The sequence below is a fragment of the Luteimonas sp. A482 genome (assembly GCF_054072655.1).
Genome location: NZ_JBSVRO010000002.1, coordinates 1 through 14,559, shown reverse-complemented (window position 1 = coordinate 14,559; position 14,559 = coordinate 1). Strand labels below are relative to the sequence as shown.

The window sequence follows — 14,559 nt, the reverse complement described above, 5'->3', positions numbered from 1 at the left end:
TTTCCCCATTCGCGCGGATCCGGGAACGCGCGCCCCGAAACAAAACACGGCAACCAGGCGACTGCGTTGAAGCGGTCGACCTGGCTGCCGTGCACCACCAGCCTTGCAAGGCGCGGCGAAGCGACTACCAGTTCTTCGCCACGCCGATCGTGAAGATCCGCCCCAGCGCACTTGCCTTCTCGCCGTCGTAGCCACCGGGCGTGTCGACGAAGTTGGGCGAGCGGTCGAGCAGGTTCTGCACGTCCAGGCTGAGGGTCAGCCCATCGGTGACCCAACCCTTTCCGTAATCGAACTGGTAGCCGAGGTAGAAGTCAGCGGTACTCCACGAGCCAACCTTGTCCTGGCGGCTGGAAGTGGTATTGCGATAGCCGCCGATGTGGGTGAACGACAGCCGCGTGTTCCAGTTCTGGTCGAACCAGCCGATGTTGCCGCGGAAGGACAGGTCGACGGGGTAGTTGATCGTATTGAGTACGTCGGTCGCATCCGCGCCAGCAGCGACCAGCGTTTCATACTCGTTGTAGTAGGTGGCGTTCGCATTCAGGCGCAGGTTGCCGCGGCCGAGTTCGAACACGTGGCCGGCCGACAGATCGATGCCGCTCGCCCGGGTGATGGCCAGGTTCTGCCTTCTCGCGTCGAGGATGAACTCCGTGGTCGCCGGGTTGATTGCTCCCGACAACCGGTAGGCAGCCATCAGGCTGTTGACCTGGTCAAGCGTCGGGTTGCGGATGATGTGGTCCGCGTACACCGGCTCCCGGATCAGGACGTCGTTCACCGTGAACAGATCGACCACCTGCCCCGAGTAGTCCACCGACCAGTAGGTTGCGTTGAGGAAAAGGCCCGGAATGGATTCGGGTTTCCAGTCGATGCCGGCCGTCCAGGTCTTCGCCATTTCCGGACCGAGACCGGGGTTTCCACCGGCGAGGATGACGCCCAGCGACTGGCCGGAAGGCGCGGTGGGATCGATCCGGGTGCGCTGGTAGAGCACGTTGTTGGACGCATCCAGCTCCGACAGGCTCGGCGCGCGGAACGATTCACCGTAGGTGGCCCGCAGGGCGACCGCCCTGGTCGGCGCGTAGGTGATGCCGACCTTCGGGTTCGTGGTGGATCCGAAGTCGCTGTAACGGTCGTAGCGCATGGCCAGCGACAGGTCGAGGCGGTGGATACCCGCGCGCTCGTTCTGCGCGCCCACGAATGGCAGATAGGCCTCCGCGTAGGCGCTGCTCACGTCGCGCCCGACGGTCGCCTCGCGCAGCTCCTCGGGGCTACCCGGCCGGAAGGTCAGCGTCGCCGTGTACAGCTCGTCCTCCCTGTGCTCGACGCCCACGGCGATCCGTGCATTGCCGCCCCACATTTCGAACAGGCTTCCGTCGGCCTGGGCCTCGAACATGCGCATCGTCGAAGAGGGCGGCTGGTAGGTACTGCCACGCAGGAAGTCATACACCGACTGCGGGCTGTTGGCGCCAGACCCGAACGGATTGAGCGCAAGCGATGGGTCGGTTGTGGATGTCGCGACCGCGAGATTGGCGGCGTTGACGATGTTGCGCGCGTCGTTGACGTCCAGCGAGTTGCCGTAGACGTAGTTGAACGCGCCGTTCCAGTCGCCCCAGAGCTGTGCATCGAGGCCGACGGTCCACTGCCGCACGCGCGCCTGTCCCTGGGACTGCGCGAGCCCGAACTCCTCGGCCGGCATCATGTAGTTGACGCTGACCGAGCTCGCGCCGGGGACCGGGCTGATGAAGTAGGGGTTGGTGTTGCGGAGCGCGATCGAGGCGGTCCTTCCGCCCGAGACCTGCTTGAACTCACGCTTCGAGTACAGGTTCTCGACCCTGAGCCTGAGCCGCTCGCCCAGGTCCTGCGAGGCCTTGATGTAGATGCTGTGGCGTTCCTGCCGCGGAAGCAGCCAGGCGGATTCGAGCGAATCGCACAGGTTGCCGGTGCCGGTGCCGGTGCCGGCGACGAGGGACGCAGGATCGATGCCGACGCCGTTGCCCGGCGGCAACGCATAGGTTTGCCCGCCAACCACGAGCGTTCCCGGGTTGCACTGGTTGGCGCGGTAGTCCATTCCGCCGAAGGGGGTCAGGTCCTGGCGGTAGAACGACCGGTCGGACGCTTCCAGCTCGCTGCGCTCCGTGTGCTCGAACGCGACCATCACATTTCCCGAATCCCAGGAAAAGCCGGACACGTGCCCGAACTGGAAGCGGTCCAGGCCGTCGCCCGCGCCATAGCGGATCCGGGTCTCGTGCCCCTCGAACTGCTCGCGTGTGATGAGGTTGACCACGCCGGCGATGGCGTCCGACCCATACAGCGCCGACGCGCCGTCGGCCAGGACCTCGATGCGCTCCAACGCAAGCGTGGGGATGATCGACGGGTCCATGTACTGGCCCTGCGTGCCGCTGGGCACCACGCGGCGCCCGTTGATCAGCGGCAGCGTCGTGCTTCCGCCGATGCCGCGCAGGTTGATCCCGCTGGCATTGGTGCTGTTGAGCTGCGCGTTCTGGCTGCCCTTGTGCGATTCGTCCGTGCCCAGATTGATGACCTGCGGGATCTCACGCAGGATGTCCGTGGTCGTCACCGACGAGGACATCTCGATCTGTTCCCGGTCAAAACCGATGACGTGGGACCCGACGGTTTCGGCACCGCGGATCCTCGAACCGGTCACGGACACCGTGTCCAGCGAAACCGGGTCATCTCCGGCGCCCTGCTCCTGGGCGTAGGCCGCGCTCGATGCAGCTGCCGCAATCACGCCAAGCAGCAGGCATCTGCCGATCGATATCGACAATGTATTCGTTCTGATGTCGCAGGCCGTGCGCATAGGTCGAAGTCCTCCCAATAGGTTGTTTTGAATCTCTTGTTTCTGGTTGCCTGCCCGAAGATCGGCTTCGTACCCATGGCGTCAGGCGTGTTGGCGATTTGTCCCCGTCCCTTGGCGTGCAGCTTCCCGTCGTCCCATGCAGTGCGCGGGGCTGCCGCGTGCGGCCGGCTGCCCGCTCCGCCCGGAGACCGCGGGGGCGGATTCATCCCGAACTTGAGGTTCCGGCCCTGGCCGGGGTCCAATCCTTCATGCGCTGCATGTGTCCCGATGCACATGAATACTTGCATACAAGAATTCCGATTCGCAAGCTGCATCGCACCATCAAGTGGGCGGCCAGCGCGGCTGTTCTGCGACATCGGAGGGGGGCCGGCACACGGCGCGGACATGAAAACGGCGGCGCGAACGACAGGAAGATGTCGCCGCCTCGACGCGGACGTCGGGCTGTTCATGTTGGGCTGTTCGTGTCTGGCGGCCTGTGCGCCGCGAAAGCGCGCAAGGCGACCCGGCGCGGCTTCGCCACCCCGTCGTACCTGATGGGACAGCGGGCTCACATCGAAACGCAGAGTCGGCGCTGTCCGAGAAATGCGCTGGCCGCGACGCGGTCTCAAGCGCCCACCGATCACCGCCCGGGCGTATGCCGGGCAATCGCCCGGATTCGGGCGGACTGCTTGCCGCCCGCTCCCCGCGCCGGACGCGGCGCGGGGGTGGCACGCCCTGGTCAGGGCTTGTGGTACGGCTCGCCGGTGACCGGGTGCACGAAGTGCGGCTTCGGGCTGAGGCCGTAGTTGGGGAACTGGTGACAGCCTTCGTTGGTGTACCAGTCCGGGCCGTCCGGATCGCCGGGGTAGAACTCCGGCACCGGGCCCGGTTCGGGCAGGGGCATGTCCAGGTAGCTGGTCAGGTAGGGCACGCTGTAGCGCGTGCACTCGACCAGGCGCCGGTACAGCCACTGCCCGTCGACCTTCACCAGCTGGCCTTCATAGGCGCCCAGCGAGTAGGTCTGGTTGACGCCGTGCACCGCCTGCTGGGTCCAGTCCTTGAAACGGATCTTCGCCGACTGGCCGTCATCGGCCACGGTGATCGTGTGCTGGAGCAGGATGCGGTCGTTGAGCACGCCATGCTGCGGGCCCTGCACCCGGGGCGGCGCGCCTTCGGGCCGGTAGCGTGCGCTGGCAAGCAGCCGCCCGATGGAATCCCTGCCCCGGTAGCGGCCGTTGAAGATGTGGTACTCGGCATCATCGGTGAACACGCGCAGCGTCTGGTCATCAAGGAACTTGTCGCGGTAGTAGCCGAAGGCGTAGGTCAGGCGCTTGATGGCCGCCACGTCCTCGGCCCGCACGACCTCGTGCTCGAGCTTGTCCAGTTGTCCGGTGGTCGGTACGGATGCGGTGGCCGTGGCAGCGGCCGAAGCCAGGACGATTGCCGCGACCGTGCAGATGGTCTTGATACCCATGGAACAGTGCCTCCCGGTCGGGTTCAATAGTTTTTCCAGAGCACTTCCTCGCCCGTCACCGGGTTGGGGAAGTTGAACGGAAGCAGGACGGAATGGATCATCACCTGGTTCTTGGCGAAGTAGCAGCCGAAGTCGTCAGGCTCGAACGCGTAGTCGGGACCACGCCAGTTTTCCGGACGCGGCTCGACGGTCGAGGCGTAGTCCTCGACCAGGCGCTCCTGACTCTTCCACCAGTCTTCTGGCATGTCCTCCGGCGCACCAAGCACACCGGCCTTGGGCAGGTTGGCCATGCCGGTGGCGATGGCGCCTTCGGCGACGATGCACACCTGGAAATGGCTCATCTTCCACAAGCCTTCGTGCCTGGTGTACTCGATGTCGTACCAGATCGAATGATCCGATCCTTCCTTGCTCAGGCTCGAGAACGGAATGCTGCGGGGCCGGTGCGAGAAGAAGCGGTCGGCGGACGTGCGGATGTAGGCCTTGACGTGGTTGAGGTCGTCAGACACGGTCAGCACCGGCTGCGCCATCTTGTGGTCGATGAAAGCGCCCTGGACCGGCCAGTCGGCATAGCCGGTGAACGCGCCCCAGTGGCCGACCCAGAGCCGTTGCGCGCCGTCCAGCCCCTTCCATGCGCCGTACTTGTAGAGGAACGTACCGTCGGGATGGGCCAGTTCGGACTGCGCCGACTTCAGCAGATGGTCCTGCTGGAAACCGTAGACGTGGTGGAAGCGGACGATCTCGTCCTCCACGTTGACCTTGCCGATGCGGTTGAGCGCCTGCTCGTAGGTCATCTCCTGCGCGTGGGCGGCGGTGCAGGCCAGCACCGCCGCGATCGCCAGGACCGTGGCGCGAAGTGCCGGCGTGGAAATGCGGCTGGTTCCGCCCCGGGCGGCGTTGTGGTTGTGGTTGTGGTGGCTGCGCATCACGATCCTCCCACCGGATGTTGGAAGTGGAAGTCCTCGGTCCCCACGTCGGGATAGCGGTCCTTGCACTCCTCCGCCGCGGAGGCCTGGCGCGAAGGCGCGATGCCGGCCGGCTTGGCGGGCATCCACTCCGGGTTCGCGCTCCACCTGACGTCCTGCCAGCCTTCGGTATAGCCGGCCGACCAGGGGCTGCAGAACTTCATGCTGCTGATCTTCCACACGCCGTCCTCCTTCACGTATTCGTTCTCGAACACGCCGGCGATCCACAGCTCCTTCTCGCGGTAGTACGCCATCTTGGCCAGGGTCCGGTAGCGCGACCTGGCGCTGAGGTTGTCCTCCGACACGGTGACGATCTCCTGCCACTGCGGCAGTTCGAACAGGCGACCGGGCACGGGGCCGAAGGTGCCGTTGCTGAAGGTGGCGCCGAAGTAGTCGACCCACATGCGGTTGATCGCCTCCTTGCCCTCCCACACCTCATGGATCCACTGCACCTTGCCGTCGTCGGTGAACAGCGTCGGCAGCTCCTTGAAGAGCATGCGGTCCTGGTAGTAGCCCGAGATGTACTGCAGGCGTTCGACCGCCTTGACCGCTTCCAGGCGCTCGATGCGGTGCTGCAGCTCGGACCAGCGCTGGCTGCGCTCGGCGGCACTCTCACGTCGCGGCTGGGCGGCCCATGCCGTGGCCGCGCCCGCAGCGAGCACGAGTGCGACGGCCGCTGCGACGGTACGCGTAGTCTTCGTTGTCACTGTGTTTCCTCGCTTGGCTTCGATCGGTTGGGGTCGGGGACGCACGGTCGTGTCCGCCCCCGAGCCGGGGAGTGCGCACCGGAGCTCTGATTCCCGGACCGGTGGCGGTACCCGGGACGGCCTGGTCGGCCACGTCCCGGGACGACGGTCACCACTTCTTGCTCACCTGCAGGGTCACGTAGCGACCAAGGGCGCTGGCGACCTGCGGGTCGAACAGGATGTTGCTGTTGAGCGCGAACGGCGGATCCTCATCCAACAGGTTCTGCATGCTGAGGTTCAGGGTGGCGCCGCCCAGCAATCCCTCCAGCGCCGGGGTGTAGCTGAAGCTGGCGTCGAAGGTGTTGTAGGCATCGATATCGCGGTATTCCACCGGCACGTTGAGCGTGTTGGTGTAGCTGTTGCGGTAGTTGTAGAACAGGTGCGCCGACCATGCATCGCGGCTCAGTCCCACCTGCACGCGGCCGCTCAGGCGCAACGGGCTGTAGATCTCGTTGAGCGTGTCGCGAAGCTCGCCCGTGGCCACCGGCGAGTTTTCCCAGCTCAGCGCGTAGTTGGCCGTCAGGCCGAGCAGCCAGTTGCCCCAGTCGTTCTGCAGCCGCTGGTAGACGCTGATGTCGAAACCGTCGGTCAGCAGGCGGCCGGAGTTGGAGCGGCGTGCGTCGTTGACCGCCGCCACCTGGTTGACCGGGCCGATCGCCCCGGTGAACGCCGGAGTCGATCCGTTGATCAGTGAAGAGACGTAGGCGTCGTAGCCGGCCTGGCTGCTGGTGTCGAAACCGTTGAAGTTGCCGTTGCTGGCGGCACGCTCCGGGAAGTACAGCGGGTTCAATGCCAGGAAGGGATCGTACAGGCGCTCGACGTGGGTGATCGCGCCGACCGATCCCATGTCCGAGGACGGGGTGCCGATGCGGTTGCGATAGTCGATGTTGTAGTAGCTCACCGAAGCTTCGAAGCCGGGCAGGCCGGCCGGATGCAGATCGAAGCCCGCGGTCCAGGTCTTGGCCGTCTCCGGCTGGAGCCCGAGCCGCCCGCCCTGCGTGCCGATGACGTACAGCTGCTGGTCGGCCGGCACCGAGGTGACGCCCAGTTCCGCGGCGCTGTGCACGCCGCCGCCGGGACGACCCGCGGCCACGTTCGCCGTCGCCATCGGCGAGGCGTCGGCCAGGGTGGGGGCGCGGAAGGACTCGCCGTAGGACGAGCGCAGGGTGAGGCTGTCGCCGGTCTTCCAGGTCAGGCCCACCTTGGGATTGGTGGTCGAGCCGAAATCGGAGTAGCGGTCGTAGCGGCCGGCGATGCTCAGTTCCAGCGAACGCGCCCAGGCCAGCTCCTGGTGTTCGCCCACCAGCGGCACGTAGAACTCGGCGTAGGCCGACTTCACGTCGCGGCTTCCGCTCCAGTCCGCGGTCTGGAACGAGATGTTCCTCGGCGAGGTGTAGACGAGGCCGGTCTGGGTGTCGTTGTAGCCGGACATACGATCGCTGCGATAGGCGATGCCGGCGGCCATGCGCACCTCGCCTCCGCCGATCTCGAACAGCGGGCCATCGGCCCCCACCTGCACGTCGACCATGTCGTACTGGCTGCCGATGTACTGTGCGCCGCGGATGAAGTCGGCCGTCGCCGGGTCGTTGCAGCCGGTGCAGAACGGGTTGAGCACCGGGATGGCCGCGGGCAACGAGACGCTGCCGGGCGTGCCTGGTGCCACGACAGCACCGGTGGTGCCGCTCACCGAGTTGCCCACGGACATCGCCAGGGCGGCGTTGTTGATCTGGTTGCTCAGACCGCGATGATCGCGGGCGCCGGAGTAGCCGACCGATCCCTTGATCATCCAGGCCTCGCCCAGCGGCATGTCCGCACCCACATTGGTGAAGTATTGCTTGGCGTAACCGAATCGCTCGGCCACGCCCAGATCGCCGATCGAGCGGTAGTACACGCGCATGTCCTGGTCGGCGCAATCGATGCCGAGCGGATTGGCGACGTAGTTGGTCGTGGCGCAGGGGCTGTATGGGTTGCTGGCGGGCACCAGCAGGGTGGACTGGGTGGCGGTGGCGTAGGCGTAGGGTTCGCGGAACGAGCGATCAGAGTACAAACCGGTAAAGCTCAGCTGCACGCCGCTCTCGAACAGGTGCCTGACGTTCCACAGGAACGAATCATTCTCCGAGTCCGGGATGATCGCCGTGTTTTCCCAGGTGTTGAGCCTGTGTGGATCGGCGCTGGAGAGGCCTGAGAGATCCAGCGCGCCGCCGACATGCTGGGGCAGCGCGTAGAGCGTCGGCGCACCGGCGGGAACCTGCGCAGCGGAGAACAGGATGTTGCCCGGAACCGCATAGAGGCTGCGCCCATCCGCGCGTCCGTATGGGGTGAAGTTGGCGTCGTACAGGTGCGGCCGCGTGGTCGACAGGGTCAGGTCGGTCTGCTGGCGCTGGTAGGCGACATAGCCGCCACCGCCGCCCCAGGTCTTGCCGAAGAGCTGGCTGAAGTTCCAGCTCGAAGCATCGTCGCCAAGACCATATCCCATCCTTGTTTCGGCGCCGTCGAAGGGTCTGCGCAGGATCAGGTTGACCACGCCGGCGACCGCATCGGAACCGTAGATCGCCGAGGCGCCGTCGGCCACCACCTCGATCCGGCCAAGCGCGGCTTCCGGAATGGCGGACACGTCGGTCAGCTGCGCCGCGACGCTGCCTGGTGCAAGGCGCTTGCCGTCCAGCAGCACCAGCGTCGAGGAGGTTCCCACCGCGCGCAGGTTGATGCCGCGCCCGTAGGTGATGTTCTGGGTGGAGTTCTGCACCGCGCCACCGCCACGCAGCGAAGAGTCCGCGCCGAAGTTCATCACCTGCGGGATCGTGCGCAGGATGTCGGTGGTGTTGGTCAGGCCGGTGGACTCGATCTGCTCGCGGTTGAATCCGAGCGCGGCCGATCCCACCGGAGCGACGCCGCGGATGCTGGAGCCGGTGACCACCACCGAATCCAGGGTGAGTGCTTCGCTGGGGGATGCGTCGCCCTCTTCCTGCGCATGCACGGCGCCAGCCAGGCACGCGGTCATCGCGATGAACAACATGGAACGACTAAGCTTGGCACAGGACATGCGGCAAACCCTCCAAGAGACGAATCGATGAGTTGTACGTGTCGATGCCCCGACCGCCGGAGTGGCGCTGCGGGACTGTTCAGTGCGAGCGACTGGCGCCCGCGCGAACCTTTCATTGCCTTGTTTTCGGGCTGTCGGTGGCGTGCTCAACGCGCTGCCCAGGCACGGGGTGCCGGCATGGGGAAGTCGCTTCGCAAGAGGATCGCGACGCCGGGCGAGCCGGCTCCACCACACGCGTTCACGCGCAGCGTCGCTGCCATGCCCACGTGAGCCCCTGGACGGATTTCCTGCCGAACGTGCGCCTGGTGCTGCAGGTCGTGCATTCGCTACCGCTCTTCCGTTTCGCGGGTGCCATGCCTGCGGTCGACTGCCGCGGCATGGTCCGGATGGCCTTGCCCGCGGTGGCGGGATCGGCCATGGATTCGGCTTGCCGGATCTATCTGCCGGACGCCTTATGACCATTTGGTCATAATTGTTCGAACCAGTCAACCATTCTCTGATCGTCCGTTTTTGGCTACCTTTCGGAAGTCGCCAGGGAGAGACCCATGTCCGCCAACCCCACTTCCGCCACGTCCGCGAGCCGCCCCGACCGGCGCCCCGACCGGCGCCGCGACCGCACACGCGACGCGCTGTTGCGCGCCGGCCGCACCCTGTTCGCGCAGCGTGACGTGGACGCAGTCAGCATCGACGAGATCGTGAACCTTGCCGATGTGGCCAAGGGCAGCTTCTACAACCACTTCCAGGACAAGGACGCGTTCGCGCGCGAGATCGGCGCGGAGGTGCGCCGCAAGGTCGAAGCGCAGATCAGCGCAGTGACTGCCGACGTGGATGATGCGGCGCTGCACGTGGCGCTGGCGCTGTGCGTGTTCGCCCGGTTCGCCACCCGCTCGCGCGATGCAGCTCGCGTGCTGTACAAGCTCAATGACGGTTCGACCATGACCCAGGCCCCGATCAATCGGAACATGGGCGAGGTAATGGCGCGCGGGCTGGCATCCGGCCGGTTTCGCGGGATCGATCTGGAATGCGGGATCCTCGTGATCATGGGGTTGACCGTGATCACGGTGCGCCATGTGCTGGAAGAGCGCCTGGCCACGCCCCCGGCTCAGATCGGCCGCGACATGGCCCAGGCGATGCTGCGCTCACTCGGCGTGTCGCTGCCGCAGGCACGCTCGCTGGCGACACGCGCCTCGGTGCGAATCTTCGAGAATGGCGCGGCCGAAACCGGCGCGCTCAACGGCGCCTGACCGGCCGCTGTCAGCTGGCGCGCACGCGCGCCAGCTGCGCGTTGAACTCCAGCCGCAGCTCGCCAAGCATCCACGTGGCGCGTTCACCGCGGGCCCGCGCCGGCGGTGCGGGGTTGTCCGCCACCACCTGCGCGGTGCGCACGCACACGTAGGCCAGCAGCACCTGTCCGGTGGCGCGCAGGAAGGCATCGGCCACGCGCGCCGGCAATTCCGGGTCCAGGACCGCGCCGTCGCGCAGCCGCCGCAGCGCAGAATCCAGCCGCCGGCACATCCTGCGCAGGACCCGCGCCGGGCCCGCCAGGCCCGCGGCCTCGGCGCGCATGGCGATGTCCGCGCAGACGGCGGTGAACACCGCCAGCCGCGCCCCGCCATCGGCCAGCAGCTTGCGCTGCACCAAGTCCAGCGCCTGGATTTCGTTGCTGCCCTCGTAGATCAATGCGATGCGGCTGTCGCGCACCACCTGCTCGATGCCGTACTCGCGCACGTAGCCGTAGCCACCGAACACCTGCAGGGCGCGGTTGGCCAGCAGGTGGCCGCATTCGGTGAAGTGGGCCTTGGCCACCGGCGTGAGCAGCTCCACCAGCATGCGTGCATGGGTGCGCGTCTGTTCGTCCTGCGCGTGCCCGGACAGGTCGATCTGATGCCCCAGCCAGTAGGCGGCCGCGCGCATGCCCTCGCTCCACCCCTGCAGCGTGCGCAACAGGTGCCGGATCGGCGGGTGGGCGGCGATCGGATCGGCCGGCTGCTCCGGGTCCACGCGCGGCTGCACGCGCATCTGCCGGCGCTGCTGCGCGTAGTCCCGCGCCAGCGCGCTGGCGCGGGCGGCGTGCGCCACGCCCTGCATGGCCGCGTGCAGGCGTGCGGCATTCATCATCACGAACATCGCGGACAGGCCACGATGGGGCTCGCCCACCCGCCACCCCAACGCGCCTTCGAAGCGCAGGCTGGTGGTGGCGCTGCCGTGCAGCCCCATCTTGTGTTCGATGCCGTCGCAGTGCACGCCGTTGCGGCTGCCGTCCTCCAGCACGTCCGGCACCAGGAACAGTGAAATGCCGCGCGTACCCTCCGGCGCGTCCGGCAGCCGCGCGAGCACCAGGTGGACAATGTTGTCGGTGAGGTCCTGGCTACCGCCGGAAATGAACAGCTTCGCTCCGCTGATGCGCACACTGTCGTCAGCGTCCGGTTCGGCGCGCGTGCGCAGCAGGGCCAGATCGCTGCCGGCCTGCGGTTCGGTCAGGCACATGGTGGCCAGCCACTGGCCGCTCACCAGCGGTGGCAGGAACCGCGCCTGCAGCTCCGGCGTGGCATGCGCCTGCAGGCAGGCCACCGCGCCGCCCAGCAGGCCCGGATACATCGCCCAGGCGTGGTTGGCGCCCACCTGCATCTCGGAGAAGGCCAGATCCAGCAGGCCGGGCAGGCCCTGCCCTCCCCACTCGGGATCGCGCGCCAGCGCCGGCCAGCCGTCGTCGACGAACTGGCGGTACGCGGCGACGTACCCGTCGGGCGTGCGCACCTGGTCGTCCACCACGCGGCAGCCCTGGGCATCGCCGGTGGCATTGAGCGGGGCCAGCACAACGGCGCAGAAGCGACCGGCTTCGGCCAGCACCGCCTGCGCGGTGTCCAGGTCGATGCCGGCCAGGCGCGGCATGCGCACCCAGTCCTGCTCGGCCCGCAGCCAGGGGCCGAGCAGGAAGCCGGCGTCATCCAGCGGGGGTTGCCACTCGAGGGCCATCGCGCCTACTCAGAACGGGTAGTGGCGCGGCTCGTTCTGGATCGTGATCCAGCGCAGCTCGGTGAATTCGGCGATGCCGGCCTTGCCACCAAAGCGGCCGTAGCCACTGTCCTTGACGCCGCCGAAGGGCATCTGCGCCTCGTCATGCACGGTCGGGCCGTTGATGTGGCAGATGCCCGACTCGATCCGCGCGGCCACGCGCCAGGCGCGCGACACGTCGCGGCTGAACACCGCCGCGGACAGGCCGTAGCCGGTGTCGTTGGCCACCGCGATGGCCTGCTCCTCGCCGTCCACGCGGATCACCGATACCAGGTTGCCGAACGACTCCTCGCCATACAGACGCATCTCCCGCGTCACCCCGTCGATCACGGTGGGCTGCATGATGGTGCCTTCGATCTGGCCGCCGCAGGCGATGCGCGCACCCTTCGAGACCGCGTCGTCGATCAGCTCGCGGCAGTGCGCGGCGGACTCGGGCGAGAACAGCGCGCCCAGCGGCGTGTTGTTCTCGGCCGGGTTGCCGGCCTTGAGCGTGGACGCCTTGTCGGCGACCATCGACACGAAGCGATCGGCGATGGTTTTGTCCACGACCAAACGTTCGGTCGACATGCAGATCTGGCCCTGGTTCATGAAGGCGCCGAATACCGCGCCGTCGCGCGCCGCTTCCAGGTCGGCATCGTCGAGTACCAGGAACGGCGCCTTGCCGCCCAGCTCCAGTACCGCCGGCTTCAGATACTCCGCCGCCAGGCGGCCGACGATGCGGCCCACGCGGGTGGAACCGGTGAAGTTGACCCGACGCACGCGCGGGTCGCGGATCAGCGCGGCCACCAGATCCGGCGCGTCGGCCGGGGCGTTGGTGATGACGTTGACGATGCCTTCGCCCAGCCCCGCCTCGACCAACACTTCGCCGATCATGACGTGCACGCCCGGGCAAGCCTCGGATGCCTTGAGCACGACGGTATTGCCGCAGGCCAGCGGCAGCGCCATGGCACGGGTGGCGAGGATCACCGGGGCGTTCCACGGCGCGATGCCCAGCACCACGCCGGCCGGCTGGCGCACGGCCATGGCCAGGCTGCCGGGCACATTGGAGGGAATGAGTTCGCCGGTGATCTGGGTGGTCATCGCCGCCGCTTCACGCAGCATGTTGGCCGCCAGCATCACGTTGAAGCCGTACCAGCCGGCGGTGCCTCCGGTTTCGGCCACGCCGACGCGGATGAAATCGGGCGCGCGCGCATCCATCAGGTCGGCCGCCTTGAGCAGCTTCGCACGACGCTCGCCGGGCGAGGTTGCCGACCAGGCGGGGAACGCACCGGCGGCGGCGTCCACCGCGGCGGTGGCGTCCTCGAGGGTGGCCGCCGGCGCGCGACTCGCGACCGTGCCGGTCACGGGGTCGAGGCGCTCGAACGTGGCGCCCTTGGCGGCGCCGCGACGGGCACCGCCGATCAGAAGTTCCATCGCATGCACGTCTATTTCTCCTGGCCAGGCGCCGCCGGATCGGGCACGTCGCGCCGGTAGGTCTGCAGCCCCGGCTTGATGGTCTTGTCGTCGAGGAACTGCTTCAGGCCCTGGGCGCGACCGCACTCCGGGTCGCGGTGGTTGGACTGGTCCACCTTCGCGTACAGGTAGTCCTCGCTCTGCTCCCAGGTCAGCTCGCGGCAGCGCTTGAATCCGTGCCGGGCAAAACGCAGTACCACCGGATTCTTCTCCAGCAGCGTGGCCGCCAGCGCCTTGACCTCTTCGCGCAGTCGCGCTCGCGGCACCGACGCATTCACCAGGCCCATCGCCGCCGCTTCCTGGCCGGTGAAGGTCTTGCCGGTCATGATGTAGTACAGCGCCTGGCGGTGGCCCATCGTGTCGGCCACGGCCTTGCTCACCAGGTTCCCGGGCGGAATGCCCCAGTTGATTTCCGACAGCCCGAACACCGCCTCGTCTGCCGCGATCGCCAGGTCGCACGCCACCAGCGGCGAGAACGCGCCGCCGAAGCACCAGCCATTGACCGCCGCGATCGTGGCCTTGGTGTAGAACCGCAGCCGCTGCCACTGCCAGGCCGAGCACTCGCGCCGGATCCGCTCCTGCGCGATCTCGTCATGACCGTCGGTCTCGCGGAAGTATTCCTTCAGGTCCATGCCCGCCGACCACGATTCGCCCGCGCCGGTGAGCACCAGCACCTGCGCATCGCGGTCCAGCTCGACCGCATCGAGCACCTCGAGCATTTCCCGGTTCAGCGTCGGGCTCATCGCGTTGCGCTTGGACGGACGGTTCAGCGTCACCCATGCAACGCCATCTTCCACCTGCACCTCGACGCAGCTCCAGCGCCCCTGATAGTCAGCCATCTACCTCTCCTGCTACGTCCACGTCGCCGGACACATCCGTCCGCCCGATCATTGTTGTTATGAACTATAACAACAATCGTGGCCACGTAAAGCCCTCTGCCGGGCACGGGACCCACGACACAGGGCGGCGGGGCGGCGGGGCGGCGGGGCGGCGGGGCGGCGGGGCGGCGGGGCGGCGGGCGGCGGGCGGCGGGGCGGCGGGCGGCGGGGCGGCGGGGCGGCGGGCGGCGGGCGGCG

General features: G+C 67.4%; 10 protein-coding genes. 2 read left to right on the top strand and 8 right to left on the bottom strand.

Annotated elements, in window-relative coordinates:
* Window positions 1–124: 124 nt before the first annotated feature.
* From ACW5DW_RS08745 to ACW5DW_RS08725, 5 genes are all read right to left on the bottom strand, one after another.
* Complete coding sequence (locus ACW5DW_RS08745; protein WP_457018451.1) at window positions 125–2,779, bottom strand: TonB-dependent receptor domain-containing protein; 2,655 nt, start codon at window positions 2,777–2,779, stop codon at window positions 125–127.
* A 751-nt stretch (window positions 2,780–3,530) separates the two neighbouring features.
* A complete protein-coding gene (locus ACW5DW_RS08740; RefSeq protein ID WP_457018450.1) occupies window positions 3,531–4,265 on the bottom strand; it encodes a nuclear transport factor 2 family protein in 735 nt (244 codons plus the stop codon).
* 23 nt (window positions 4,266–4,288) lie between these two features.
* Complete coding sequence (locus ACW5DW_RS08735) at window positions 4,289–5,188, bottom strand: hypothetical protein (RefSeq protein ID WP_457018449.1); 900 nt, start codon at window positions 5,186–5,188, stop codon at window positions 4,289–4,291.
* Entirely contained in the window at window positions 5,188–5,934 is a 747-nt protein-coding gene (locus ACW5DW_RS08730; protein WP_457018448.1) for a nuclear transport factor 2 family protein, read from the bottom strand. The genes ACW5DW_RS08735 and ACW5DW_RS08730 overlap by 1 nt, the downstream gene beginning before the upstream one ends.
* 148 nt (window positions 5,935–6,082) lie before the next feature.
* A complete protein-coding gene (locus ACW5DW_RS08725) occupies window positions 6,083–8,989 on the bottom strand; it encodes a TonB-dependent receptor domain-containing protein (RefSeq protein WP_457018447.1) in 2,907 nt (968 codons plus the stop codon).
* A 293-nt stretch (window positions 8,990–9,282) separates the two neighbouring features.
* Here ACW5DW_RS08725 and ACW5DW_RS08720 point away from each other — a divergent pair, with 293 nt between their 5' ends.
* Entirely contained in the window at window positions 9,283–9,474 is a 192-nt protein-coding gene (locus ACW5DW_RS08720; protein ID WP_457018446.1) for a hypothetical protein, read from the top strand.
* Between the two features lie 87 nt (window positions 9,475–9,561).
* The gene (locus ACW5DW_RS08715; protein ID WP_457018445.1) at window positions 9,562–10,260 is read left to right on the top strand and encodes a TetR/AcrR family transcriptional regulator; all 699 of its coding nucleotides are present in this window, start codon (window positions 9,562–9,564) and stop codon (window positions 10,258–10,260) included.
* Window positions 10,261–10,270: 10 nt separating this feature from the next.
* Here ACW5DW_RS08715 and ACW5DW_RS08710 read toward each other — a convergent pair whose 3' ends face one another.
* Genes ACW5DW_RS08710 through ACW5DW_RS08700 form a run of 3 tightly spaced genes read right to left on the bottom strand, consistent with a single transcriptional unit; the run spans window position 10,271 to window position 14,322 of the window.
* Window positions 10,271–11,992 carry an acyl-CoA dehydrogenase family protein gene (locus ACW5DW_RS08710; protein WP_457018444.1) on the bottom strand — a complete coding sequence of 574 codons (1,722 nt, stop codon included), beginning with the start codon at window positions 11,990–11,992 and terminating at the stop codon, window positions 10,271–10,273.
* Window positions 11,993–12,001: 9 nt separating this feature from the next.
* Window positions 12,002–13,444, bottom strand: a complete 1,443-nt coding sequence (locus tag ACW5DW_RS08705; RefSeq protein ID WP_457018849.1) for an aldehyde dehydrogenase — start codon at window positions 13,442–13,444, stop codon at window positions 12,002–12,004.
* Between the two features lie 11 nt (window positions 13,445–13,455).
* Window positions 13,456–14,322 (bottom strand): p-hydroxycinnamoyl CoA hydratase/lyase, encoded by an 867-nt coding sequence (locus ACW5DW_RS08700; protein WP_457018443.1) that lies wholly within the window; start codon window positions 14,320–14,322, stop codon window positions 13,456–13,458.
* Window positions 14,323–14,559: the final 237 nt, after the last annotated feature.